Annotated in this window: 19 protein-coding genes; 12 read left to right on the top strand and 7 right to left on the bottom strand. The window is 60.4% G+C overall.

What is annotated here, in order from left to right; genetic code table 11:
• Positions 1–41: 41 nt before the first annotated feature.
• From B7R22_RS17880 to B7R22_RS20485, 4 genes are all read right to left on the bottom strand, one after another.
• On the bottom strand, positions 42–317 hold the full coding sequence (locus B7R22_RS17880) for a P-loop NTPase fold protein (protein ID WP_216363530.1): 276 nt from the start codon (positions 315–317) through the stop codon (positions 42–44).
• 621 nt (positions 318–938) lie between these two features.
• The gene (locus tag B7R22_RS17870; RefSeq protein WP_116413044.1) at positions 939–1,718 is read right to left on the bottom strand and encodes a ParA family protein; all 780 of its coding nucleotides are present in this window, start codon (positions 1,716–1,718) and stop codon (positions 939–941) included.
• A 281-nt stretch (positions 1,719–1,999) separates the two neighbouring features.
• Positions 2,000–4,360, bottom strand: a complete 2,361-nt coding sequence (locus B7R22_RS17865) for a relaxase/mobilization nuclease domain-containing protein (protein ID WP_437184159.1) — start codon at positions 4,358–4,360, stop codon at positions 2,000–2,002.
• Positions 4,361–4,473: 113 nt separating this feature from the next.
• Entirely contained in the window at positions 4,474–5,046 is a 573-nt protein-coding gene (locus tag B7R22_RS20485) for a plasmid mobilization protein (protein WP_437184158.1), read from the bottom strand.
• 700 nt (positions 5,047–5,746) lie between these two features.
• Between B7R22_RS20485 and B7R22_RS17850 the strand changes: the two genes are divergently transcribed.
• On the top strand, positions 5,747–6,010 hold the full coding sequence (locus B7R22_RS17850) for a CopG family transcriptional regulator (RefSeq protein WP_116413042.1): 264 nt from the start codon (positions 5,747–5,749) through the stop codon (positions 6,008–6,010).
• A 122-nt stretch (positions 6,011–6,132) separates the two neighbouring features.
• Here B7R22_RS17850 and B7R22_RS17845 read toward each other — a convergent pair whose 3' ends face one another.
• Positions 6,133–6,639, bottom strand: coding sequence for a hypothetical protein (locus B7R22_RS17845; protein ID WP_147305454.1), 507 nt, complete (start codon positions 6,637–6,639; stop codon positions 6,133–6,135).
• Positions 6,640–6,684: 45 nt separating this feature from the next.
• On the bottom strand, positions 6,685–6,936 hold the full coding sequence (gene relB / locus B7R22_RS17840) for a type II toxin-antitoxin system RelB family antitoxin (protein WP_216363528.1): 252 nt from the start codon (positions 6,934–6,936) through the stop codon (positions 6,685–6,687).
• Between the two features lie 207 nt (positions 6,937–7,143).
• Here relB (B7R22_RS17840) and relB (B7R22_RS17835) point away from each other — a divergent pair, with 207 nt between their 5' ends.
• The 3 genes from relB (B7R22_RS17835) (at position 7,144) to B7R22_RS17825 (ending at position 9,286) form a co-directional block, all read left to right on the top strand.
• Positions 7,144–7,416, top strand: coding sequence for a type II toxin-antitoxin system RelB family antitoxin (relB, locus tag B7R22_RS17835; protein ID WP_216363527.1), 273 nt, complete (start codon positions 7,144–7,146; stop codon positions 7,414–7,416).
• Positions 7,413–7,685 (top strand): type II toxin-antitoxin system RelE family toxin, encoded by a 273-nt coding sequence (locus B7R22_RS17830; protein WP_253259157.1) that lies wholly within the window; start codon positions 7,413–7,415, stop codon positions 7,683–7,685. The genes relB (B7R22_RS17835) and B7R22_RS17830 overlap by 4 nt, the downstream gene beginning before the upstream one ends.
• 170 nt (positions 7,686–7,855) lie before the next feature.
• Positions 7,856–9,286, top strand: coding sequence for a hypothetical protein (locus B7R22_RS17825; RefSeq protein WP_147305453.1), 1,431 nt, complete (start codon positions 7,856–7,858; stop codon positions 9,284–9,286).
• A gap of 449 nt (positions 9,287–9,735) precedes the next feature.
• Here B7R22_RS17825 and relB (B7R22_RS20355) read toward each other — a convergent pair whose 3' ends face one another.
• Entirely contained in the window at positions 9,736–10,008 is a 273-nt protein-coding gene (gene relB / locus B7R22_RS20355) for a type II toxin-antitoxin system RelB family antitoxin (RefSeq protein ID WP_116413048.1), read from the bottom strand.
• 277 nt (positions 10,009–10,285) lie between these two features.
• Between relB (B7R22_RS20355) and B7R22_RS17815 the strand changes: the two genes are divergently transcribed.
• The 8 genes from B7R22_RS17815 (at position 10,286) to B7R22_RS17770 (ending at position 25,510) form a co-directional block, all read left to right on the top strand.
• Positions 10,286–10,738 (top strand): excisionase family DNA-binding protein, encoded by a 453-nt coding sequence (locus tag B7R22_RS17815; RefSeq protein WP_216363525.1) that lies wholly within the window; start codon positions 10,286–10,288, stop codon positions 10,736–10,738.
• The gene (locus B7R22_RS17810; protein ID WP_116413039.1) at positions 10,735–11,301 is read left to right on the top strand and encodes a PIN domain-containing protein; all 567 of its coding nucleotides are present in this window, start codon (positions 10,735–10,737) and stop codon (positions 11,299–11,301) included. The genes B7R22_RS17815 and B7R22_RS17810 overlap by 4 nt, the downstream gene beginning before the upstream one ends.
• A gap of 87 nt (positions 11,302–11,388) precedes the next feature.
• Positions 11,389–11,817 carry a hypothetical protein gene (locus B7R22_RS18920; protein WP_147305452.1) on the top strand — a complete coding sequence of 143 codons (429 nt, stop codon included), beginning with the start codon at positions 11,389–11,391 and terminating at the stop codon, positions 11,815–11,817.
• Between the two features lie 1,302 nt (positions 11,818–13,119).
• Positions 13,120–17,847, top strand: coding sequence for a sacsin N-terminal ATP-binding-like domain-containing protein (locus B7R22_RS17790; protein WP_216363524.1), 4,728 nt, complete (start codon positions 13,120–13,122; stop codon positions 17,845–17,847).
• 2 nt (positions 17,848–17,849) lie between these two features.
• Entirely contained in the window at positions 17,850–19,361 is a 1,512-nt protein-coding gene (locus tag B7R22_RS17785) for an NERD domain-containing protein (protein ID WP_216363523.1), read from the top strand.
• Positions 19,358–22,534, top strand: a complete 3,177-nt coding sequence (locus tag B7R22_RS17780; RefSeq protein ID WP_116413033.1) for a helicase-related protein — start codon at positions 19,358–19,360, stop codon at positions 22,532–22,534. The genes B7R22_RS17785 and B7R22_RS17780 overlap by 4 nt, the downstream gene beginning before the upstream one ends.
• The gene (gene drmB, locus B7R22_RS17775; RefSeq protein ID WP_253259156.1) at positions 22,479–24,356 is read left to right on the top strand and encodes a DUF1998 domain-containing protein; all 1,878 of its coding nucleotides are present in this window, start codon (positions 22,479–22,481) and stop codon (positions 24,354–24,356) included. Before B7R22_RS17780 ends, drmB begins: the two co-directional genes overlap by 56 nt.
• 56 nt (positions 24,357–24,412) lie before the next feature.
• Positions 24,413–25,510 carry a DNA cytosine methyltransferase gene (locus tag B7R22_RS17770; RefSeq protein WP_253259155.1) on the top strand — a complete coding sequence of 366 codons (1,098 nt, stop codon included), beginning with the start codon at positions 24,413–24,415 and terminating at the stop codon, positions 25,508–25,510.
• The last annotated feature ends 417 nt before the right edge of the window (positions 25,511–25,927 follow it).

The following is a 25,927-nucleotide window of genomic DNA, read 5'->3' as shown; positions in this document are numbered from 1 at the left end:
ATGGTGGGAGGAGCTTCACAGGTGGTGCTCAACCACACCGATCATGGTGCTGAACGACGCAAACCAGGCACCTGAACAACGGTGCTCACCCGCATCAAAAGCGGTGCCCACAAAAGCGAATATTCAATATTGAGCAGGGAGGTTTTCCCTCCACCCCAGGGGCCGACCAGGCCGAAGACAGTGCTTGGGCGTCCCACGAGCGATTCATCGATACGCGTAGCGACCATCTTGGCGAACGTGTCTCGGCCAAATCGGTCGTCGGCAATCGAGGTAGCCGGTTCGTCCGACCATTTGGAGGGCTGCTTCGTCTCGATCAATATGGCTTCCTCCGTGAATCGTTCGATATGGAATCGGGACTGAGCCGGGACGGGGTGATGCGATCCCGGCAATAAAACGATGTCGCCTTGATCATGGTCATGACGACGAAAGCCAGCCTGGCAATCGGGACTGCTGACGGTTTTGTTGACTCTTGCCCAGTGAGTATTTTGGTCACGCTGGAAGGACGTTCATCAGGGCTACGTCGTCCTATCCTGGCTACATAGGGTCGAACTTCTTGATGACCTAACTGCCGAGGCCGCTTACGAAGCAGGAGAACGAGAACCGGTCGTGTCACTACTTCTGAAGCCGGTCGCGGATGGCAGCGTCTAGGAAATCCACGACTGTCATTCCATTTGCTTGCAGGTACTCGTCTAGGCGATCCCGCAAGGCAATTTCGATCTTTGACGAGAAGGGTTCCATGCGGCGTTTACTTCTTGGTCGACCCGCGCCTACACGTCGAGGCTCAGGTGCTGACCGGTCAGCCGGGACGAACTTTCCTCCCCCGTTGACCTTGCCGGTGCCTGCGTCGGCGCCAGCTGGCGCCGTAGGAGTTCGCGTTATCGATTCGACAACGTCAGCGGCCGGCGCTTTGCGAATGGATGACTTGCGGTCAATTGGACTCATTTAGTTCCTCCGTCTATTCGTCGCGCATGCTCCACAAAGCGCTCCGTCATTATTGACGCACCTCTGCTCGTGAGCTTTGTAAGCGGTATGCGGCCGCTAACCGAATCCTGCATTGCAGTTCTCAGCGGTAAATATGGCTCGAGCACCCTGTCGCCGTACTCGCCGATTAGCTCGTTGATCTGGAAAGAGTGTTCCGCGGTGGCTGGTGAACTGAGCTTGTTGACGATGATCCCTTGGAAGGTGAGGCCCGGATTGAGGTGAGGTAATCCCTTCACTTTGTTGACTGTGTCCAGGAACTCCCCCACCCCTTTGACCGAAAACGCCGCGGGCTCGGTGACGGCAATAACTGTCTCGGCCCAGATCAACCCGTTTAGAGTCAATCGGCCCAACGCTGGGGGTAGATCAACGAGAATGTGGTCGTATTGCTCTAGTTCGACGGCGTCCCATGCTGCGGTCTTAAGTCGCATTTCGGGAGTCATCAATGACTCGGACTCGATTCTCGACAGCGCACCTGAGCTGGGTACTGCATCTATCCCCCGCCAGGAGGTTCTAGTAATTGCCTGCCCGAGTGTGCCAGCTTCTCCCCCGTATAGAACGTCGAAGATGTCAAATTCGCCGTGCGCTTCGAGTGCGGCAGTTGTGTCGGCCTGCGGATCGAGATCGACGACCAGTACTCGTTTATTTAGCAGAGTTAGACCGGTGGCTAGCCCAAGGGTCACAGAAGTCTTCCCCACGCCACCTTTTCTGTTGCCAATAGCCGTAATCCTGGGGGGCATGCTTCTCCTTTGACGCTTCTAGCGTACTTTATTTACGTCTATCTATCTATCCTTCTTTATGTCCATATGTCATTACGTCCGTCATGACGTATTTATCTAGCTGGCTCCTACATCGGTATCGAGTACAGCCCAGCCAGGAATGGGCTACTCAGGTGCTGGTCTCTGCCCTCTAGCTATGCCGGTTATTTTTAAAAGCCCCCTAAAACACAGGGTAGAGCACTCGATGTGTTTAATTACGTCTTTCTGTCAGGACATAATTATTTCAGCAGTCATCTGCCTAGTTACCGCTCATAGCCGCGGTCTCGTTCCTGGTCAGACCGGGTAGGCGGAGTCCAGTGCCGGTCGCGGTTTTGTTCTGCGGCTTCACGGTCGGCTTGCGCCGCTTGTGCTGCCTGTCGATCATGTTCTTGTTGCGCGGTGGTTGCGGCTATGGCTTTAGCGAGTTGTTGTTCGGGGTCGGACGCGTCGAACTTCGCTATGAAGGTGACGGCGTTTTGGATGCGCCGTTCGAGTGGGGGAAGGTGCTGCTGGGCGGCCTCGATCGGGGGGAGCTGCCCGTACGCGGGCAGAGACTGGTGGTATCTCCGCATGATGCCGTAGTGCTCGACGCTCATCTGATGGACTGACTGAGTCCACTCTGCCTGGTTTGTGATTTCGGTTTTCGCTGCTCTGGCCGCTGCAGTTTCAGCGTGTTCTTTCACCAGCCGGGCGCGTGAAACGTCAGCGGGTTCGTTACGTTCTGCGTCTTGAACAATTCGCCGTGTGTCGGTGTGTACCCACTGCTGGAGGTTATGGATTCCCTCGGGCACGGGTGTCGGATGTTCGGCCTGCACGGTGGCTCGTAGTGCGGCGACGTCGGCGCGGGCGCCGCGTTTGGCGAACAGGCCGGCGGTGGCAGCGCGTTTTTCGGCGTCAATAATTTGGGCGGCGTCTTCTCGCGCTTTCGCGGTCGCGGCCTGCTGCAAGTGGGAAAGTTCGTTGATGCGGGCCTGTTGGATGGGTTTCCAGGTTGCTTGGGCCTCAGCTGCGGCAGCACGGAGGGTGTCTGTGTGGCGGGCTGCGTCGTCGGGGGAGAGGCGCCCGGACCTGACCCAGGCGGTGGCACGTTCATCTTGTTCGGCGGCACCTTGAAGGGTTTTCCGGTAGCTGTCTGCATGACGGTTGAGTTCTGCGATGACGTTCATCTGGCCTTGGCGCCATTCGGCAACGAATGCTTCCTGCTTTGCCGTCAGCTGCACCACCGGCCGGGGAGTGGTGGCCGTGAGGGTCCTAGTAGCGGGTGATGGCTGCGTGACGGTGCGGAGTCGTTCATGGATGGTGGTGGTCATGTCGCGGGCCCTGCGGGCGTCGCCGGCGGCGTGGTGCATGTCTCTGAGGGCGCGGCTGAGCTTCTCAAGCTCCTGCAGCACGATGAGTACCTCTGGGGCGGGTTTAGCTGTCTGGGTGGCGTGCAGGAATACCGCGGCGCCGCCCGCAGCGGTCGGCCACGACACCGGGCGGGGTTTTGATTCGTAGGCGCGGAGGTGCGCAGACCGCGCCAGGGATCGTGATGCTTCCGCTAGCGGGCCCGGGGTTGTTTCGATGCGCTGGGACCAAGCCGCGAACGCCCCCGATGCCTCTTTCGCGACGCGCGCCCACGCATCCCGGTCCCCGGCAGGAACACCCCGCATCTGTTCCTGAAGGCGGGTGAGATCCCGGGCGTACTGCTGCCACATCTCCGGAGTCGGTGGCGCTGTCTCCCGGCCAGGCTTTACAGGCTGGTAATGGGCCGGGTTTGCCCCGGCTGTGCGCCATTCCGCGGCGGCGTCGGTGGCGGTTTCTGGCCGGTCGGGCCATCCTTTCCGAAGCTCGGGGAGGGTCAGGTCGCGGGCGAGTTTCCCGCCGCCATGCCACACGGCCGGCTGCCCTTTTTCGGGGCGGAGCGCGACGGAGTACCCGGCGATGACATCGTCCCGCCCGGTTGCGTAACGGGGCCGGATGAGGACACCGGTCTGCCGCATCCGGCGCACAAACTCCGCCTCGTCAACGGACGCAACAGCGGCGGCCCGTACGGCGCGCTCGAGACGGTGCGCGTCGACCTCGACCTGCCCGCGGCGTGACGCCGCCTCACGCGCCCCGGGCGTGATGCCACGTTCGCCAAGCTCCCGGTCAGGCTGGTTCGACAGCTGCAACCCGTGTTCCCGCTCAAGCTCCAGACTCACAGTCTGAGAACGCTGGAAGTCGCGGTGCACTGCCGCTTTCGTGCCGTCTTCGCGGACGAGGGAGACGGCGATATGGATATGGTCGTTACCGTTCTTCGACACCCCGTGACGAACCGCCACCCACCGACAATCCGCCCTCCCCGACTCGTCGCCCGCGAACCCCATCCGGTGCACGAAGTCCGTCGCGATCCGCGCCCACTTCTCATCCGACAGCTGACCCTCCTCAGCCGCCAACGACAAAGAGCAGTGCCACACGTCAGCCTGCACACGCTCCTTCACGATCGCACCAGCAGCATCCCGTTGGGCGACACCGTCGGCGTCCTTCCGCACCGCGAGACGTGTCACTTCGACACCGAAGAACTTCCGCGGTCGGTCCAAACTCTTCGCGATCTCTAACGCGGCCGCACGGTCAAGAACCGCTCCGCCACCGTGAATGGCCATGATGCTCGGGTCCCCGGCCACGAGGTGCTGTTCGGTGTGCTCGTTCGTCTTCCCGCCACCGACCAGGTAGGACATGAGCCCACCCATTTGAGAGCCGCGGGTGATGTTCGTTCTCACTGGCCCGCCAACCTGTCGATCGTCGCCTCAAGCTTCGGCACCAACCTCCGGTACTCCGCGTACACATCCTCCGCCTCCGCCGGGAAGACGCCCTCCGCCTCCGCCGGGAAGACGCCCTCCGCCTCCGCCGGGAAGACGCCCTCCGTGTTCGCGAACCTGGCGAGCTGGTTCATGTTGTCCGACACCGACTTCAACAACCGCGACACCCGAAACAACTCAGCCCCAACAAGTTTCCACTCCGTATCCGTCCGAACCTGCGCGTTCATCGCGGATTCGAACAACAGACGCGGCACCGTGACACCAAGGACTTCTGCACGGGCACGCAAATGCGCGTCCTCAGTCGGGGTGACGGAGACTTCGTAGCGTTTCGTTCGACGCTGCTCAACCGGCACGTTCGCACGCCGGCGCCGGCCGAAGAGACGGCCCTCACGCGACGACTCCGACACGGTTCCAATCCCTTCTGGCCCAGCGCAGCGAACCCGCCACCAGCGGGGACCATACGACCAGTATGCCCCGCACCCACCGCCACGCGGGGAGGTGCGCAAGCAAGTTACCCCGGGTAACGCCATAGCTTGCTCCAAGATATCTAAGCGTGCCGTCACTGTTCCCGTGGTGAACGGGTCAGCAAGCATTCGGCTCCCGTCTGTCTCCGCAGTTGGTTCCAGTCGGTTCTGCTGGCAGAAGTGGTGAGTGCACCCCGACATGCATCGCAGGAGTTACCGGCTTCACCCCTTCAGGACGCTGTCGCCGATCTGCCTGGCGGCTGTCGTACCGCGTTACTGCATTCCGGTGACACCGGAACGAAGCAATAAACGGACACTGTTCCTGTAAGCATCGGCACGCACGGCATTCAACGGTTTGGCGGGCTTATTCCGGCTATCGGGCTTCTCGCGTTCGGCATGCTCGGCGTGCATCCGATAGATCACGTCTTGTTTTTCGACGTGGAGCAAGCCCTCGTATTTCGTACTACAGTAGATGCAGTACGAAAAGATCGGCGGGTGTGTTAGTGCGTGTGCAAGTGCATCCGAGAGTGACCGGGCGGCATCCCGAGGTCACTGCTGACGATGTGGTTCAGGCGTTCGAAAACACTCTGCGATCACGGGCGCGTGACACTCATCCGGTGCAGTGGGTCGGTGTGGGAACAGACGCATCCGGGCGGCTGCTGGAATACGTCGCCGTAGAAGACGAACCAGACGGCTGGCTTGTCTTTCACGCGATGCCAGCAACGACGAGGACTCTTATTGAGGTTGGATTAAGGAGGTAACCAGAATGGCTGAATACACCGACGTGAACGGAACCCCGTTCACCGACGACGACATCGAACGATGGGGTGCCGACACCGAATCCGGGCAGGGCTACACCGGGAAACACCTCGGCCCCTCACAGCCTGGACGCCCCATCAGTGTCGGCGCTCAGGCGCGCCCGTTCACGCTCCGCCTCGACGCCGCACGCCGCGCCAAACTCGACGAAGCCGCACGCGGTCGCCACACCACCGCCTCCCAGCTCATGCGCGAACTCATCGACTCCCTCTAACAGCAAAACTCCAAAAGCGGCCCCCGTGCGGGCCCACTCAACATCACTTTGACCAGTAACGCCTGTCAGGTGCAGAATCACATGAGGTCGCGTGGGGGAGGGGTGTGGGCATCAGAGACCCGTCACCATTTCTGGGCCCATGCCTCGCCCGCCGCTTCGAGTACAACCTCCGGGTTGTCGAGGTTGTCGACGGGCCGGTCGCCGTGCAGGTACCGTGTGCCGGAGAGCAGCCACAACCCGGCGTCCTCCACGTCCCAGCCGCGTTCTTTCGCGAGCCGGATCAAGGGTGCAATGACGGGTCTGATGTGGCCGGAACCATCGAACTGGAACCCCGGGTACTGGTACGCGTTCAACCGTCGAATAAATAACAGCTTCCCCGCCGTCCGAAGACCAGACGCCAAAGACCGGCCAGGGCTTCGGGACCCCATCAACGTCGCAACCTGGGTGCTGGTGTGCAACCCGAACTCGTCCCGCACCACCCGGATGAGGTTCTCACGCGCCTGGGCTGCAGCAGCTGCCGCCGGCGACACGACATCCCGCGCCCGGCTCAACGCCGCCGCGTGCTCTTTCACCGCCTGGCGCCGCCGGAGAAGCGCACCAACCTGACCCATCACCGCAGGGTCAGACACGGGGAGCGTCACTATGCTCCGCGGGTGCCCACATTTTCCGCCCAGTCACGCGTCACACCCAGCCCACAACACAACCGCCGGCCGAGAGACCTGGTCCGAGGCTTCCCACCGGTCGATGACACCATCAGCCCAATACCGCTCTTCCACATCCGCCAGATACGCCCGAACAGCCTCCCGGACGTAGAAGGTCTTCGACTTCCCCGTTCGCGCCGCTAACGCCTCGAGCCGGCGGATGTCCTCATCCGGCAAACGAATCAACAGCACACCCACCACAACACCTCCCGCGACAGCATCCATCACACACCCTTACCAGGGCCACCACCAGCAGGCCGTTGCGCTCCGTGACCGCATGGCCCTGTCCCACGAGGCGCCAACTGCTTCGGAGCGCACCTTGGCACGGACAGGTTCGTTCATCCCGTAATCCGCCGACGTGTCATGCCCGGATCTTCTTTCTCGACGGTGCCGGACGGTTCTGGGCGCCCGAAACGGCGCCATACTGTAAACATGTCTACAGGGGTTGTGAGTGTTCGTCTACCGGCCGATTTGAAGGGCCGACTGGATACGCTCAGCGCGTCCACCGGCCGCCCGGCGGCGTTCTATCTCCGTGAGGCTCTGTCAGAGCATTTGGATGACATGGAGCACGCGTACGGTGTTCTGGGCCGGGCCGAGGCAATCCGTGCCGGGACCCGCGACACAGTTCCGTTTACTGACGTAATGACCGAGCTCGGGATCACCCGTTCTGAGATTGACGGGCTGACTTCTGAGCTTGACGAGTGAGCGACGCTTTATGGCGGATCGAGTTCGACCGGGTCGCTGTCCGTGCCCTCAAGAAACTTGACTTCTCCATCGCCCGGCGTGTTCTGAAGTCCCTCGATGACCTCTCACGACTGGAGGACCCGGCAGCCCGCTGCAAGGCTCTGACCGGGCCGTACACCGGTTTGTGGCGGATCCGGGTCGGGGATTACCGCACCATCCTCGACATCCGCCGCGGTGAGCTCGTCATCATCGCTCTCGACATCGGTAACCGCGCCACCATCTACGACTAACCATCCGGCACCAGGCGAGAGCGCACCCTTCTTTTGCTGCTAGCGCATTCCGACGTGCTTTCCGGCAGCATCACCCCACGGTGCCGGATTGTGGCCCGAATTGACGATGGTTGTGTTGGGACTCGGGGTCGTAGTCTGAGGGGGTGGTGGGCCCGTTTGATGATCCTGAGGTGCAGCGGCTGATGCGTGAGGCCGGTGTCGTGCACCGGCCTGGGCTCGCGGCGGAACTGTTGCAGGAGATCGGGCCGTTGCTGGCCGAGGACGGTTTTGACATCAACAACCTCGAAGCCCCGGACCTTGAGACGCTGAACGCTGCGATCGGCCGGGCGGTAGAGCGGCGGAACTTCGAACGCTTCGTGCCCGTGGGCCGGACCCGCCAGCAGGCGCTCACGATCCTCCGGCTGGCGTCGGAAGCGATCAGCGAAGGCCGCACGGACACCGCCCGGGGTGTGATTGCCGGGCTTCAACCAGAGCCCGTGGGTGACAGGCCGTCGATCGCGCACGTGATCGGTGTCAGCCTCGGCCTGTTAGACACCTGGCACACCGACCCGGCCCTCCTGCCTGTGTTGCGTGGTATCCGGGTGCCGGCGTGGGATAAACAGTCCCGCACGGCGGCGTCGGATGTTCTCGCGCTAGCCGGGAAGGGCCGGGCGTTCGATTCGATCAGCGGGCTCCACCGCCGGCACAGCGGGAAGGCGATCCTTGACGGCGGGATCCTCGCCGTCACCGGCACCCTGCAGGCCTGGGCCGCCCACGAAAACACCACCGTCCGGGATCTCGGCCAAACCATTCTCACCGAGAAGCCCGGGCAGGCGGGTATGAGTTCGCCAGCTGAAGACGTCACGGATCCTGCACCTCGGACGGTCACAGTTGTGGACGGTCTGGAGGCTGTAATGCGCCCTGACGCCATCCCTGCGTTTCGAAAGCAGGTCCGTCAGGCCCGGCTGGACGAACCGGTGCCGGTAGACGAGGAAGTGAAGACGGAGTTCGTGCGTCCGTTTCAGTGGTTCCTTGACCAGGTCTCAGGTGGCGGTGTCCCCCTGACAGCGGCCGGCTACCTGCCGCCGGCGGTCGTGACCAAGGCGATGACGGAGCTGGGCTGGGAGAAGGACTGGATCGGGAAAGGGAACCGCGAAGATCTCACCATCCCGGTCCTTGATCACCGAGAAATGATGATGGCCATGCGGCTCCTGCACCGCCGGAAAGGCGTTCTGCTCCCCACACCGCTTGGCCGGCGCCTGACCGGCGACCCTGCCGGGTTGTGGGACCACCTCGCCGAATACCTGCTGGCCCGGCCGTCCGAGGTGGAGGTGCGGGCAACAGAGTTCTTCCTCCTCGCCATGGCGACCCCCACCGTGTCGACACGCACCGACTATACGGCCGAGGTCGCGGACGGGTTGTGGTCGATCGGCTGGGGTGACGCTTCTGGCCAGCGGATCAGCGCCGACCGTGCGTTCCACCTGTTCGCGGACCCCTGGCGGATACTCCGACGCTTAGGCGCGTTCAACGACGACGAAAAACACCGCTCCTGGGGCACCGCGACACCGGTCGGTGTCGCGTTCGCCCGCCACGCACTCACCCGACCCGCCATGGAGCTATAACCAGGCCCGTGAAATCCGGGCTGGGGTGACCGCGCTATTTTCTTCGGTCGCCGTGAAAGCTCGCGGTAATCCCTCACCCCGGTAAACAAGTCTGCAGGGGTGGTGAGTGTCCTTTTGCCGTCTGATCTGAAAGGCCGGCTAGACGCGGTCCGCGTTACGGTCAGAGCGTGTCTATGTGTTCGACGAAACGGCAGGCGTCGGCTTCTCGGGGGTGGGCTCTTCTTCCGGTGGGTTCTGGTTGAGGGCGGCTGCCGCGAGGTCGCTGAGTCGGCTCAGTCTTTCTTGTATAGCGGAGCGTTGCGCGTCTGTGGGGAGCCCCTCTGTCCAGTAACCCAGGAGGAAGCCTTCCACACGGCGCCGACGGAGAAGTACATCGACCTGACCCATCAGTACCGGGTCAACACGAAGAGCGTCAACGTGTTCCGCTACCGTCCGCGGTTGCCGCCCGGTCACACGTCAAGCCCAGCCCACAACGCATCCGCCGGCCGAGAAATTTGGTCTGATGCTTCCCACCGGGCGATGACATCATCAGCCCAGTACCGCTCTTCCAGATCCGCCAGATGCTCCCGGACAGCCTCCTGGGCGTGGAACGTCTTCGACCTCCCCGTCCGCGCCGCTAACGCCTCGAGCCGGCGGATGTCCTCCTCCGACAAACGAACAGGTAGCGCACCCACCACAACACCTCCTGCAACACATCTATCACACACCCCTCTTAAGGCCATACCCTCCAGCCCCGTGACCACATGGTTCTCCCCGCGAGGTGACACGTCTGCTTCGGAACCCGGCTTGTTGGGGACAGATTCGTTCAGCCCACAATCCGCCACCGCATGCGCCTAGACCGGCCACCAGAGAACAGACCCGCCGGGATAGACGAAGTGACTTTGCTGGTCTCGCGCGCACAAGACCGTCGCGAGCTACGTATCACCAGCCACCATCACTCTGCCAACTCCCCGACAACCACGCCATTGCACTTATTGCATTTAGAGTTAGGGTGGGTTCATGTCGATTGCTATGAGCAGTGCGCCGAACGAGGATGTTGAGCGTCTCGCCCGGCATGCTTTGGAGCGTGTGCGGCACGCCACTGAAACGTCGGCGGGCCGTCAAGTGATTGCTCTCTCGATCGTTGGCGAAGACACCCCGGTACAGATTCCGGCCGAGCTTTCTGACGTGCTCGTGGCGGCGCTGAAAAACCTTGCAGCAGGTCAGCACGTGAGCGTTTTGCCGAGGGACTCGGAGGTGACCACCGTGCAGGCTGCCGGGATGTTGAACGTGTCCCGGCCGTACCTGATCAAGCTGCTAGAGGAAAACAAGATCGGGTACCGAAAGGTCGGTACTCACCGCCGGGTGGACACCGAATCGTTGCTTCTTTTCAAGTCCCGAGACGACGCCCGGCGTGAGACGGCAGCGGATGCTTTGGTGCAGCTGAGTCAGGAGTTGGGTTTTGATCAGTGACCGTCACGGCGGTCTATGACGCGAACGTTCTCTACCCTTCCCTGCTTCGCGATCTCCTGATCCGTGTCGCAACTAAAGGTGCTGTTCGAGCGAGATGGTCGGAGCTGATCCTTGACGAGGTTTTCCGTAACCTCATCCTCAACCGGCCCGATCTGAAAACCGAAAGCCTGGCACGCACCCGGGCCCTGATGAACGACGCCATCCGAGACGTCACCATAACCGGCCACGAACACCTCATCGAAGGCCTTCAGCTTCCGGACCCGGACGACAGGCACGTCCTCGCCGCGGCGATCCACGCGCAAGCTGAGGTGATCGTCACCTTCAACCTCAAAGACTTCCCCGCCGATGCGTTGAAACCCCACGGGGTTATTGCGCAGCACCCGGACGTGTTTCTCACGGACCTCTTCGACACCAACAGCGCAATCGTCGCGGATGCGGTGCGCGCGATCGCGGCAGCCTCCAAAAATCCGCCCCGGACCGTCGCCGAGATCGTCGCCCGCCTCGACGCCGGAGACCTGCACACCCTGGCAGGACGGCTCCGAACCTACTTCCAAGCCGGCTAACTGCAAACCGGCCAGTCGCCCGCGAAAAGCAGAGCCGGGTTCTAAACCCATCCGGCACAAGGCGCTCGTTCATCGGTTGGCACGTTTGTGGCGTTCTCGTTCGGCGTGCTCGGCATGCATCTGATCAATCGCGGCCTGGATCGCGGCCTCGTCCCGGTTCGCCCAACGTCGTTCTTCGGTTTCCCGTTCGAGGCGGCGTGCTTCCCGTTCAGTTTGGGCTTGGATGGCGCGGAGGTGTGCTTCTTCGGTGAGCGTTGGTGCGTCAGGATCGATCGCGCGTCGGATTTGCCACGCGAGATATGCGACCGGGTCACGCTGGTCTGCGGGGTCGACGATGCTGACCCCGGCTGTGATGTTGCCGCGGTTGATGGCGTCGATGAACGCCGCAACCGTCCACCGGTCCGGATCGACCTGGCACTTCTCGAGCATTTGACACACCCGCCCGATATGCCGGCCATCACCCAGCCACCGCATCCTCGCAACCAGCTGTCCAGCGAACCGCTGCAGCTGCAATGACCTCGGCTGAACCAATTTTCGGGTGCCGGGGGAGGGGGTTCTTTTTGTCGATGCTGGAGGTCGCCGTGAGGCGGCCGACTTCAGCGCGCTCGCGCGCGTTTGTTTAACTTTTAGATCATGAGTTATAGAAGAAACTGAACCCCTACGGGGTAGATGGACATTTTCCACAGCCACACCTTTCGGCATGGTCAACGCACGGACGGATGCCGCACGAATCTGGCGGCCGCCGTGCGCGCGTTCTGCGGCTTTCCGTTCCGCGACGGTCAGGTAGCGGCCCTCGACAACTGTCACAGCCAGTCCGAGTGCCTCAAGCAGCCCACGGGCCCGCTGCACAGTCCTTTTACACATTCCCAGCACGGCAGCCACAGTTTCGTGGGCGGTGGCCACACCACGCCCTGTAGTCACGTCAGCGGCCACCCGGTCGGCGTTGGCGACACGGAGGAGGGTGTCTGGTGCGACCTTCGCATGCCGGCGGAGCTCCTCACCCCCGGGCGTCTGGAGTGCGTCCATAACGGCGTCAAACCAGGCCGCAGATGATGTCCAGGCCGGGATTGGCGCGTAGGCGCCAGCAGGGGCCTCGAGGCTCCATGAACCTGAGCGTTCCGAAATAGGCGATCTGGGGGCATCCTGTGGCACCGAAAACGGTACGAACAGGGGATCCGACACGCCAGAAGGCATGTTTGTAATGCGTGACGGGACAGCTAGTCCCAGCTGAGGTACGATGTACTCGTCTCCTTCGGGAGGTACACCAAAGGCCCGGCCATCAAGCCGGTTCTTTGAACCAAATGCTCCAAACCTCTTCTGTCGCCAAACATCCCGAGGTGGGAGCCAGAGCTTTAGGCCCGTCGCTTGCGGCGGGCCTCTCTCGTTAAGCCGAGTCGATAGGCAACTCCCCATCACGCGGAAGGGGCTCCCACCACGTTGGGATTCCCTGGTCTGTCAGCTCCAGATGGTCGAGCATTTTTTCGATCAAAACGGCACTAGAGACGCCAGCGTTGCGGGCGATTCCGTCGAGGCGGTCCTTTTGCGGCCGCTCGATCTTGTACCCGAGCGTTACCGCATCGATTCGTGTGCCACGAGGCAAGCGACGAGGAGCCATGTCATGAGACTAGAGATGTATCTAGCCTTAAACGCAATAGACACGCCAGTGGGGCTATATCTAGCTTTAAGTTAGACCCCACTGCAACCTACCCACCTGTCATCAAAAGTTGTGGGCCGCCGCTAAGTTTGGGAAGAACTCATCAACGACCGGGGGCGGGAATGTCGAAGACGATTGAGGCGTGGGAGCCCGATAGTGCACTTGTGCGCGAAATCGAAGAGCAGTTCGAGAGCGCGATAGCCGCATACAACGCGAAGCCCACACTCATTACCGAGCATGCCAACCACGAAGAGTCCATCCGAACTGGCGGCTACGCAAGCCGTACGCTGCTGGAACTTGTGCAGAATGCTGCCGATGCCATGGCTGGCACGAGCGAGGACGGCGCACTGGGCCGGGTTGAAATCGTTCTCGATCCAACGACGAGGGTCCTTTACTGCGCAAACTCCGGCCGCCCGTTTACAAAAAATGGTCTCGTCGCAATCACACATGCTCATCTAAGCGGCAAGCGTGGAGATGAGATCGGGCGGTTTGGGCTTGGTTTTAAATCAGTGCTCGCAGTCACAGACTCGCCTCAGGTCCTAAGCCGAGCTGTCTCCTTCGAGTTTAATTCCGCAAAAGCACAAGCGGCCATCAAGGGGGTCGGTTCCGCAGACCGACGACTACCAGCTCTCCGAACCGCGACAGTGCTCGACGCAGATCAACTATTTACTGAAGATCCAATCGCACGGGGACTGTCGTTGTGGGCTACAACGATTGTCCGTCTCCCCGAGATCGAGAACACGGACAAGCTCCGCCGCGAGATGGAGACATTCTCTTCCGAGTTCCTTCTATTTGTCAGCGCCGTCAGGGAGGTGAGACTTTCCGTCCTTGGCGAGAAAGGGTTCAGCACTAGTCACGTCTCAAAAGAATTAGGGAGCGGTCGATTCAAGATTGAACGCCCCGACGCAACGGGTGACGAGTGGTTGGTCAGCGAACGAATGCATGCACCGAGTTCGGACGCGAGACGTGAAGTCGGGGAAGCGGTCTCTAGGAACGAGATCAAGGTAAGTGTCGCGGTGCCGTTGAAGCCCAGACGGGCAAACCCAGATGCGGGCGACAGTGGCACTCAGGTGGGTCAGTTCTGGAGCTACTTTCCTTTGCAAGATCGAACATCAGCCACCGCCTTTTTCAACGCTCCGTGGAGCGTGAATGACGACCGCACGACACTGCTTCGAAACAAGTACAACCGAGAGGTCCTCGCGACGCTTGCAGAAATGTTCGTTGAACTCCTGCCACGGATCAGCACAGATGCAGACCCCGCGGCCCACCTCGACTATCTCCCGGCTCGAGGCCGAGAGGCAATATATTTCGGCGACGAGGTCCTTTGCGCGCTGGTGCCCCCGCTTGCGGTTGCGGCACCTCTCATACCAGATGGCGACGGTCTGCTTCGCACTCCGGACAAGCTGAAACCACTGGACTTGACTTGCGAATGGAAGGTCCCTGAAGTCGCGCACGAGGCGTGGATTGCATCACCGAATACCGATAGTGATGTACCGCATTGGCGGTGCTACAGCTCAACCCAACGGACCGCTCGTCTAAGGCAGCTCTTCGCCGTGAGTGTAGAACCGGACAGATTTGACGAAGACGGACGCGACATGAAACGTGCACTCGAGCGTGTGCCAAAGCGGGGTATCCAGTCCTGGCTCCGCGAATGGGCAGAGGGCTCAGACGTTGAGTCGGCAGCGAATGCCCTAAAACTCGTAATGGGCAACCGTGGAGCCGAGGAAGCGGACAAGGCCCGCGTTATCCCGACTACTGATGGGCTTCGCGCACTGGCTGACCGCTCTCTTGTGTTCTTGTCAAAAGCTGACGATCTCGACATCGACGGCGCCGTGTTCGTCGAACCCGATTTCTTGGCGTACCCCGATATCGAAAAAATCCTTCGATCCGCGAGCTTCCGCGACCTTGATCCGGTTGCTATCTTGAACGCTCGCCTCGCCAAACTCTCATCCGCCGCCAGCCCGGAACTGCAAGAGAAGTTTTGGGATGCGGCGCTTGGGGTAAGCACCCGCGATGCCCTTAGCGCTATTCGGGACATGCCATCCGCCCAGGTACTCGTGCCCGCACGCGACGGAAGTTGGCAGTGGCCCCAGCGAGTGTTAGATATCGAAGGAGAATTGCCAGGTACCGACGGTGCTCTTCTCCTCGATCGACAGCGGTGCGTCCTCGCGCTCGCCCGTGCGATTGGGGTCGTCGACGCTCCACAGGGCGCGTACTCCTTTGAGGACGAGTCCGCCGCTGAGGAGTATCAAAGCGACGTGATCGCGGACCTCAACAGTCAGTTGACTCCTGGGGATCGGCCGATCGAGCAAGTGTCGTTGTTCCCCAGCCAGGGTCAATCGGCGGGGCCGTTCTCGGCACTGCTCATCCTCCAGAGAGCGGGTGCTAGTAATCAGCTCCGAGAGTTCTGGACTCAGGGACTGCTGGCCTTCGGGGACGCGCCGTGGGACTGCGAAGACTTTGCAACTGGCATCTCATACCGGGTGAAATCGCCGGTTCGGTGGGCTGTCGAGCGCGCTGGTCTACTGCGCACATCGCGAGGGTTCAGACCAATTTCTCAAGCCGTCGCGCCATCGCTTATGGAGTATCGCGATCTGCTGCCGCTCTACGAGGGGCCTCGAGGTGTCGTCGACACTCTTCAACTGCCGCAACAACTCTCGTCGATTCCAGCAGAGGTTCTTAGAGATGCCCTCGAGGTGGAGTTGCTGCCGCCCCGGTTCGATGACTCCTTGCTCGTACATTTCGTCCTAGAGGCCTCGTCGCTCGCGTACCCGGACGGGCGACCTCCTCGGGTGCCAGCAAGAGTGGGTCGAGCGATCGAGTCACGCCCAACGGGAACCGTATATCTGGCCGTGGACGACGAGCAGCGCGACTACCTGGCGCAGCACCAGCGTCCATTCCTGCGAGTAACTGAACCAGAAGCCGAACGACTTGTAATCGAAGTCGGGTGCCTCCGATTCGAAGACAGCTTTGCGTTCTCGATCAGGATCGATGGTCAGACGGAGCCGGAACGGCTGTTGGATGTGTTCACCGGACTTAGAAATTGGCCCAGTGGAGAGGATCTGGCTAGCGCGACGCTTTCGCGTGCAGAGTCGATCGCGAAGTGGGTCACAACTGAGGACGGCGTGGAGACACAGTCCCTGAACTTTTATCGCGATGGAGTGAACTTTGCCGCGATAGCCGGCCTTGACGATAAAGAGACCCTTCGGTTCGCCAGCCAGGCCTTTGATCTCGGGCTCAATAACGCGGACGTCGAGCAGGTTCTGAAGGTCGGGCTCGCTCACCACTTGGAGCTGATCAGGCAGGACGCACTGTCGGCCTCTTCAGATACCGATCGTCTTGAGGTTTATTTTGGTGCCGACGATTTGAGAGAAAAGCTTCCAAAGGGTCTCTGGCAGGGTCTGGAAGCTCAAGGACTCGTGTCGCACACCACGTCGATCGCGGAACTGTGCCTATCGGTCTACGGAAAAGACACGGTTAGCGAGCTAGCCGATCTGTTCCGGCGAGAAGGATTTCCAGACGTCCCGACAAAGTGGGCCGGTGGTGCGGCGACGATTACCTGGCTACGAAAGATGGGCTTCGGTGCTGAGTACGCCGGACAACGCACGCAGCGGCAAGATGCCGAGTTTGTCGTGCCCGGGGCCACAATCCTGCCCGAACTGCACGAGTACCAGACGCGCATAAGTGCCGAACTACGGTCCACTTTGCTTGAGACTGGGGACGGTGGACGACGGTCAAAAGCGATGGTTGAGCTGCCAACCGGCGCTGGCAAGACGCGTGTCGCGTCGCAGACCATCCTCCAATCATTTATCGACGGCGAACTGACCGGACCCGTTCTTTGGGTAGCCCAGTCTCAGGAGCTATGTGAGCAAGCAGTGCAGACATTCAGCGAGGTTTGGCGGGGACTTTGCACTGAACAGAAAATCGACATACCACTGACGATTGGGCGTCTTTGGGAGGGCAATGATGTTCAGGAGCCGGACACCGCCCACAGTGTTGTCGTGGCCACGGACGCCAAGCTTGAGGTGGTGTTAGGGAACGCGGAGTACGAGTGGCTGAGCGAGGCCGCCGCCGTCTTCATTGACGAGGGCCACGTAGCCGGAACATCTACTCGCTACACACGCATCCTCTCATGGCTCGGCGTGGACGGTCGAAGCTTCGAACGACCTCTCATTGGTCTGTCCGCGACGCCATTCAAGGGCACATCGGCGCAGGCGACAGACCAGCTCGCGATGCGCTTCGGCAGAAGAAAACTCGCGGCGTTCGAGCAGAACCCTTATCAGGAGCTAGTGGCGCTAGGTGTTCTAGCGCGAGTCAAGCACGACGTGCTTCAGGGCGCCGTGGTTCGGCTCTCTGAGGACGAGGCGCGGGAGGCGAAGCGGACAAATCGCGTCAGCGGCCAAGTTCTTGATCGCGTAGCAGCCGACCACGTGCGAATGGGCATCCTTGTCAACAGCATCATGAACCTCGAGCCTGAACGAGGACGGTCGGTCCTCGTCTTCACACCGAACGTCCTATCAGCACAGGTTCTCGCCGCCACGCTCCGCTACCGAGGCCTAGAGGCCGCATCGGTCAGCGGGCAGACTGGCCGACAGGAGCGACGCGATTTGATCAAGAAGTTCAGAGACGGACAGGTTCAAGTACTCGCTAATTGCGAGCTACTGACTCAGGGCTTTGACGCCCCAGGCGTGACGGCCCTATACATTGCGCGACCTACATTCAGCCCCAATGCCTACATCCAGATGGCAGGCCGCGGATTACGAGGCCCCAAGAATGGCGGCAAGGAAGAATGCCTCATCGTGGACATGGCGGACAACTTCGGCAGCACTGACATCAACAACCTTCTAGGGTTCCGAGAATATGAAGCACTTTGGCAGGAGCAACAGTCGTGATAATGAGCCCAGACCTTCAGAGCATTGAGGAGTACGTCAAGAGCGACGCCGAGCGGCGGGTTGCGCGTCTCTTAGCCAAGATTCAGGCGCCCGACGCAGTCGCTTTCCACTCGATGCAGCTACGCAGCCATCCCTCCAAGCAGACCTCCGAAGGAGACTTCATAATTCTCTGGAAAGGCGCCGTCGTGGTCGTCGAGGTGAAGGGCGGAGGAGTCATGAAGCACGAGGGAACCTGGTACTCGAAAGACCGTCATGGTGATTGGAACAAGCTTAAGGAACCACCCATGACGCAGGCGCGCTCCGCGATGCACGCCCTGCTAAATATCCTCAGGGAGGACGGAGTCGGATGGGTACGCGCAGATGCGATCGTAATCACACCTGATATCGATGCCTTGCCCACGTCACCCGAGTGGAAGTCGACTCACTGGCTTGTGAAGACTTCAATGACGGTGGAAAAGCTTGCCTCAGCACTCGACGCCGTTGTATCTACCATTTCCCCCGGCCCGAAGGCGGCCCACCCAACACGCTTTGACCAGCTCCGAGACCGCCTCTTCGGTGCGTTTTCGCGCCTCCCTATTATCGACGCTCAGCGAGGCGCGGTCATCGATGAACAGACCGTGGCCACAGCGGATCAGTCTCGAGTGCTGGCCGGCTTGGCACGAAACCAAAGAATCATGGTTCTCGGCGGCGCCGGAACTGGAAAGTCGATTGTCCTGGCCGAGGCAGCGAAGCAGGAAGCTGCAGCGGGCAGGTCAGTCCTAGTGACCTTCCGGTCTCTCGGCCTTCGAAACTTCTTTGGACCCCTCTTGGAGGGTCGTCCTGTGGAGGTTGTCGAGTTCGATGCCATCGACAAATCACGGCAGTTCGATGTACTACTCGTCGATGAAGCTCAGGACCTGATGTACGACGAGGCAATGGACGTACTAGACCGGATCGTGGTCGGTGGGCGAGCAGAGGGAAGATGGCGAATGTTCCTCGATCCGAACAACCAAGCTCACGTGGACGGTCGTTTTGATGACGATGTGTTCGAGCTTGTGAGTTCGGACGCCGTCGAGTATCAGCTAAGCAAGAACGTCCGGAACACTCGAGCCATCGTTCACATGGTGCAGGAGTACCTCGCAGCTGACGTTGGAGATCCCGGCATCGTGAACGGCGAGCCAATCAATTGGGAAAAAAACGCGCATGACGATTCTCGTGGCCATGCGATTCGGGTCGCGAAGTCGTTCAAGCGGGATGGAGTGCGCGGCTCTGACATCTGGGTGATACCCGCAAACGGCGACAACACGGTGGACGAGGTCATTGACGGCATCAGAGTCCTTAGTCCCCGGAACGCGAAGGGACTCGAGGCTGAGCACGTAATCGTTTGCGATCTTCCCGAGGAGTACACCGAAAACACGATTTCAGCACTCTACGTCGCCGTGACACGGGCTCGTGTATCGCTGCATGTCGTAGCCTCCGATGTGGACCGACGGCGTCTTCAGTCGCTGGTCCGCCGGACTGGAGTTGGCGCGTGACGCTCACTCCTGCACAGGCGTTGGCCCTGGATCATCTCCGCGCGGCCTATGTCGGTCCAGAACAGGGTGACGACGAAATCCTGCTGAATCGTCCTTCGCTGCAGTACGCGGTCGGCATGCTATTTCCCGCCAGCGATGGATCGTCTGATCGGGGAAGTGCTGCGGGAGGTGAAGCCGACCCGGAGCAAACGGTAATGGCGGACGTCGACGAAGGGGATGTAGAGGATGATGCCTCCAGCCCCCTTGCCGAAGAATGGCGGCCCTCTTCGGCGGCCCTCTCTTTTGTGACAGATACCCAGACCGTGCTTTGCGATTTTTCTGCCGCCACCTACGTCGCGATCGACGATGGAGGACTACCGAGGTGGCAACGAGTAGGGCACGACTTTCAGGGGGTTGAACTAACCCGCGGCATCTCACAGGTTCGCCAGTTTCACGCTGGCGACGTTCCTTTCGAAATCGGTTCACGATGGCGCCCATATGGGCGGAACTGGCTTGTCACGCTGCATGTTCGACTACGCACCAAGAGTTCTGGTGAGGACCGCACCGACATTCCGCGGATGCTGTTTCAGGTCGACCTGTCAGGTCGACCTGTCGACGGTGCACACTTCCTCGAGTACGACGTGTCTCGGGCGATCGATGTCGACCCTGAAGCCGCAGAGCTGCGGTTGAGATACCGCAAGCGCAAAGTGTTTGCAGTGGGACACGGAATGGCTGCGGGCTGGGACAATGATGCAGACGGAGAGTGTGTCAGGATCAGGCTTGACCCGGTGCCGTCGTTCGTCGTGCCAGCGATCGCACAGACTGCGGGCGATTCGCTAGACGATCGAGCGCGTCCTTCGCTTCATCTCGCATTTTTGGCGACCATCGATACTAAGCCGGAGCCGGTGCTGGAGGCACTAACCTTCTTCGTCTCTGCCTTCTCTGCATGGGTCCAAGAGCAAAGCGATGAAGCTATCGATCTTGGCCGTGAGGCTGCGACAATAGCCGTCCGCGCTGAAATTGCAGCGACGCGGATGCGTGAAGGGGTCGACCTTCTCACTAATCCGAAGTCCGAGAATCTCCGGCGCTCGTTTGCCCTCGCCATGTCCGCGATGCAGCTTCAGATGCGTCAGGCGGCTCTCGGCCGCGGAGAAAATGACTCCACACCGAAGTGGCGCCCGTTCCAACTCGGATTCCTTCTGGTGTCCCTTGCTTCGACTGTCAGCGACGATCATTCTGATCGATCATTGGTGGACTTAATCTGGTTCCCGACCGGAGGCGGAAAGACCGAAGCGTATCTGGCGCTGGCGGCAGTCGTGATCTTCCTACGCCGCATCGAGCACGGCAGGTCAGGGGGCGGAACCGCCGTAATCACGCGCTATACACTGCGCCTGCTGACATCTCAACAGTTCCAACGTGCTGCTTCCTTGATCTGTGCGATGGAGATTCTTCGTACCGACGATCCGCGAGCGAACGGAATGAAGCCGTTCTCTATCGGCCTCTGGGTGGGGAACGAAGCGACTCCCGGGACCCGGGACGATGCCAAATACGCCCTAGATCGGCTCTACAAGGCGCAGCATCCGCAAGATGCAAACGATTTTCAGATAACCGAGTGCCCCTGGTGTCTGACGGAGTTGGTTCCTGCGCGAAAAGACGACACGCGCCGCTCTTACGGCGCCCGTCAAATCGGCAACGATGTCGTCTTCCGGTGCGTGAACACAACATGTGAGTTCTCGCTTCGGGACCTCCCAATGAATGTTGTGGACGAGCTTCTCTACGAGAATCCTCCTACCTTCCTCCTCGCGACGGTAGACAAGTTTGCTCGACTACAGTTCAAAGAATCAGCTGGGCGCCTGCTCGGGATTAACATGCCATACAGGCAGCCGTCGTTGATTATTCAAGATGAACTGCACTTACTTTCGGGCCCACTCGGGACGACAGTCGCGGTTTTCGACACGGTGATGCAACTCCTGTTGAGTAAGTCAGGAACCAGACCGAAAATCGTCGCATCCACCGCCACAATTCGAGCGTCAGACGACCAGGTCAAAGGCCTTTATGGTCGGAAGGTCGCTCTGTATCCGCCTGCGGGAATTGACGGAGATAAGACATTCTTTGCCAGCCCTGTTATCAGTGGCGAGGGCCGGCTGTACGCGGGGCTGATGCCGCAGAGCGTGTCGCAGGCGACCGCACTTGTCGCGTCCGCCCCCCCGATGCTGGAGTTACCTCACGTAGTCGCTGGAGCGGAGAGAATTGGTGACCACGTCGATCCGTACTGGACATTTGTGATGTACCACAACAGTCTCCGCGAGCTGGGCCGTTCGAGTGCGCTGCTGCTCGATGACGTCAACGGACGTCTTGAGACGCGCGCAGACCGGCTGAGTCTCTCGCTTCGAGAGGTACACGCCGACCGGGTGCTCGAGCTGACCAGCCGCCGCGGTCCCGAGGAGCTGCCAAAGGACCTCAGGCAGCTAAGAATGAACGCAGACGAGTCCGCGGACGCGGTGGACGCAGTGCTCTCCTCGAACATGCTGTCGGTGGGCATCGACGTGCAGCGTCTCGCGCTCATGCTGATGGTCGGCCAACCAAAGACCACTGCGGAATACATCCAAGCTACGAGTCGGGTCGGGCGCGGTGAAGTAAATGGCATCGTCGTGACCCTGTTCCGATCAAACCGCGCGCGCGACCGGTCTCACTTCGAGACTTTCCGCGGATACCATGATGCTCTCTATCGAAGTGTTGAGCCGACCAGCGTCACACCTTGGTCGCTATCATCCCGTGACCGTTCGCTGGGCGGCGCTCTCATCGTGCTGCTACGACATGGAATTGCTTTACTCGGTCCGGACGACGGCGCGAAGGCATTGAACCTCTCAGACCCGCGGATGCGCACCTCGGTCGAAGCGCTGGTCGAACAGTTCCTCGACCTCGTCCAAAGATCAGATGCGGACGAAAGGGATGCCGTAGCCGCCCAAGTCTGGCAATTGCTTCGAGAGTGGGATCAGAAGGCTGCGGCAGCGCGGAAATCGGGTACCCACTTTCGATACGAGCGGCGATTACCAAGCGATGAGGCGCTTGTGAAGCGGTTCGGTCAGAGCGGCCCCGGGTGGTTGGTAGGAGATTCAATGCGCTCCGTGGAACCAAATGTCGCTGTCGAGGTTCAGGAACCAGAACGGGAGGTGCCGCGTGCAAAAAATTAAGCACGATTTGCGTCTCTCGGAAACAGTCTCTCCGTTCGGTGTGGGAGCGATTGTGGATATCCGCGGAGAGTCGCTCATCGCCCCCGACACATCGTGGTGGGACAGAAAGACAGCTCCTGAAATCCATTGTGACCGACTTGTCGATCAGCTGCTTCAGCCGGGTCGTCAACGCCCAGTTTTGAGGCAGGCTCCGACCCATGCTGGGCATGCAGGGCAGGACACCGCCACCCTTCCGTACTGGCGTTTCCCTGCATGGAGATTCTGCGAACGGTGTCTCAAGCTGTCGAGACTAACTGGGACCAGTAAGGGGAAGTTCCGGAATAGATGCGAGTGCGGCGGTGCTTTAGTTCCGATGCGGTACGTGATGGTCTGTAAGTCTGGGAGCCATGTACAGGACGTGCCTTGGTTCAAGTGGGCGCATCGAGGTCACGACAAAGGCGTTACCGAAGAGGTGCGGGTCTGTCGCGCCTACAAAGAACTGCGCTTTGTTCGTTCAAGTTCAAGTGGAGAAGGCCTCGCTTCACTCCGCGTCGTCTGCGACGGCTGCAAACGGTCTCGGCCACTCTCGGAACTCTTAGGAGAGGGAACTCTTCAAAGAGCTGGCATCCGGTGCGCTGGTCGCCAGCCATGGGAGCCGGAAGATTCCGTGCTGCAACCCTGCGAGGCGGAACTCGTCGCTGTCCAACGAGGAGCAACAGGCAACTACATGGCTGAACGCATATCTGCGCTAGACATTCCCGAAGAAAAACCCCACTCACAAGAGCTTGTCGATAGGGTTCGCGCCCACGACTACTTCCAGCGCCTGGTCGATGACAACGGCGGTCCCAAATCCGAAATGATCGCGGGTTGGATTGCCGAAGAGATTGGGCTCGATGCAGATGCGGTTCTGCAGATCGCCCTGGTGAACGAGTCTGCTACCGACACCGGGATTCATGTGCTCAAGGAGGGTGAATGGGCGGCATTTTTGAAGAAAGTTGCGACCGGTAAGGATCGGACAGTCGGCGATTTTGTTGTGGACGGCTGGTCGTCAGCTGAACTCATCGACGCGGGCCCCCCGCACCTTAGACAGATACTTGCAGGTATAGGGCAGGTCCAACGCGTCCGAGAGGTACGCGCGTTAAAAGGCTTTCGTCGGCACAGCGCCAGTGCGGACTTCATCAGCGCCGATCTCGGCCGCGACCCGAAGCAGCGTCAGATATACCCGTCGCTCGAGCTCTTCGGAGAGGGGATTTTTCTTCAGTTCGACGAAGAAGCGCTAGCAGCCTGGGAGAATCGCGCAGACGTCCAGGCACGAGCACGCATACTCAGGGATCGGCGCGAACAGTTGGATTGGGCGCTGTCGCGTCTTGACGATCCCGAACCACGTTTTATAGCCCTCCATACAATCGCGCACCTCCTGATGCGGCGCCTTGCCTTCGCCAGCGGTTATTCATCAGCATCTCTTCAGGAGCGGATTTACGCGCGATCGGACAGACCCGACAAGATGGCGGGGATCCTCATTTACACGGCGGCGGGTGACGCACAGGGAACTCTGGGCGGCCTCGTGCGGCTGGGGGCTCCTCACCTACTGATGCCACTGCTTCTAGCGGCACTTGATGATGCTGACGTCTGTTCGAACGATCCAGTTTGCATCGAGAGTGACCGACAGGGATCTTCCCAACTTAATCTTTCCGCTTGTCACGGCTGCGCCTTGGTGAGTGAGACTTCGTGCGAGACAGGCAACCGACTGCTCGATCGCCAGCTCGTTCTGGGTGGCCGCGAGGTCACCGGTCTAATGGGTGGTGTGCTCCAGCCTTTGCGCGCCTCTCTCGGGGCCGACTGATGAGTGCGCTGGCGCGCCGGCGACACGGTGATACAAGGGCTGACTACGCTGACGAAGTGACTTCCGAAATTACTGTCCTCGACCTCTTCGCTGGCGCGGGGGGGCTTACCGCAGGCCTCCACGCGGCGTCAGATCGTTTCCGGACGGTCGGTGCCGTAGAAATCGACCGCGCCGCGGCCGCTTCGTACGAGGCGACATACGGCAAAGGACTCGTCTATGCGGGCGATATAAAGACGTGGCTCGCTGAGCAGTACGTGCCTTCCGCGGATCTGATCATCGGTGGGCCGCCGTGTCAAGGCTTCTCCAGCCTTGGTAAGCAAGACGTCGAAGACGAGCGTAATACTCTTTGGGAGGAATACGCCCAGACAATTCGTCGTGCAACGCCGAAGTACTTCGTCGTAGAGAACGTCGCAGAGTTCAAGAAATCACCTCAATATCTTCGGTTCAAGGCCGCGACTTCGAGCACGGGCATGCTGGCCGACTACGACTTCCAAGCAGAAGTGCTCAACTCTGCCGCTTTCGGTGCTCCACAGGCTCGCCGTCGCACAGTCCTCATCGGATACCACCGGGATTTGGGCTTTCCGGGTATCCCAAAACCCACTCACTCAGCCAACTCAGCCCTTGACGGTTTGCTGCCATACGCCACAGTAGAGAACGCGCTTGGTCGAGTCCCACGCATACCTGATCGCGACGAGGTTTTCGGTCAACGCCGGACCATGTTCAATAGCAAACAGTACGCAGGTGCGTTTTCGGTTCGCGACCTGCATTGGAGCCGCAACTACTCTGAGCTGTCCCGGAAGCGATTCGCGGTGATACCGGCAGGGGGAAATCGACGGAACCTAGAGCCGCACCCTGAGCTGATGGCGCAGTGTTGGGTGACTCATAAGACCGGGTCCGGCGACGTGATGGGACGCCTCCATTGGGACCGTCCTTCTGTGACGATCCGCACCGAATTCTTCAAGCCTGAGAAAGGTCGATATCTTCATCCTGAAGAGGATCGAGCGATCACCCACTACGAGGCAGCGATCCTCCAGGGGTTCGGGCCAAAACATCGGTTTGTTGGCTCGCGTACTGACATCGCGCGGCAGATCGGTAATGCGGTGCCCATACCTCTTGGCGCTGCAATTGGGCGGCTCCTCGCGGCGGTGATCTGACGCGGCGTTCAACGAGCGAGTCACGCGCTCAACTGGGCAGAAGTGCTGAGGCCTTGGGCACAATCGTGGGTTTCTGCTGCTAGGTTCACGCCATTCATAGCGGATGGAGACAAAGCGCCCTAGGCGAGTGTGGGACAGCCGACACGAGTCGTATAACCACCGAGCATCTCAGGGTTCTGCGTCATGTCGGCTTTTATTTTGCGTTGACGTGGGCGACGCGATGCAGCAATCAAATACAGCCTAACGAACAGGCCAGATCCGGCAAGGAGCGACTCATGGCCGACGTCAGGTGTTGACGCCGACCGAATGTGATGCCGTTTCTGCCGATTGAAAACAGGGCCACCTAGCCACTATGGAAGGTGATCAATTTGGATGACTGGGCAAAGATTCGGCATTTGCATTCGATGGGTTTGCACT

It is taken from the genome of Subtercola boreus, from assembly GCF_003399635.1.
GTDB lineage: Bacteria > Actinomycetota > Actinomycetes > Actinomycetales > Microbacteriaceae > Subtercola > Subtercola boreus_B.
The sequence above is the reverse complement of the archived record's forward strand: the minus strand, read 5'-3'. Positions and strand labels throughout refer to the sequence as shown.

Coding starts and splice junctions, on each gene's coding strand:
- B7R22_RS17870 (WP_116413044.1), bottom strand. CDS start 1,718: ATGCCCCCCAGGATTACGGCTATTGGCAACAGAAAAGGTGGCGTGGGG.
- B7R22_RS17865 (WP_437184159.1), bottom strand. CDS start 4,360: ATGGCCATTCACGGTGGCGGAGCGGTTCTTGACCGTGCGGCCGCGTTA.
- B7R22_RS20485 (WP_437184158.1), bottom strand. CDS start 5,046: ATGGCGTTACCCGGGGTAACTTGCTTGCGCACCTCCCCGCGTGGCGGT.
- B7R22_RS17850 (WP_116413042.1), top strand. CDS start 5,747: ATGGCTGAATACACCGACGTGAACGGAACCCCGTTCACCGACGACGAC.
- relB (WP_216363528.1), bottom strand. CDS start 6,936: ATGGATGCTGTCGCGGGAGGTGTTGTGGTGGGTGTGCTGTTGATTCGT.
- relB (WP_216363527.1), top strand. CDS start 7,144: ATGTCTACAGGGGTTGTGAGTGTTCGTCTACCGGCCGATTTGAAGGGC.
- relB (WP_116413048.1), bottom strand. CDS start 10,008: ATGGCCTTAAGAGGGGTGTGTGATAGATGTGTTGCAGGAGGTGTTGTG.
- B7R22_RS17815 (WP_216363525.1), top strand. CDS start 10,286: ATGTCGATTGCTATGAGCAGTGCGCCGAACGAGGATGTTGAGCGTCTC.
- B7R22_RS17785 (WP_216363523.1), top strand. CDS start 17,850: ATGAGCCCAGACCTTCAGAGCATTGAGGAGTACGTCAAGAGCGACGCC.
- drmB (WP_253259156.1), top strand. CDS start 22,479: ATGTCGCTGTCGAGGTTCAGGAACCAGAACGGGAGGTGCCGCGTGCAA.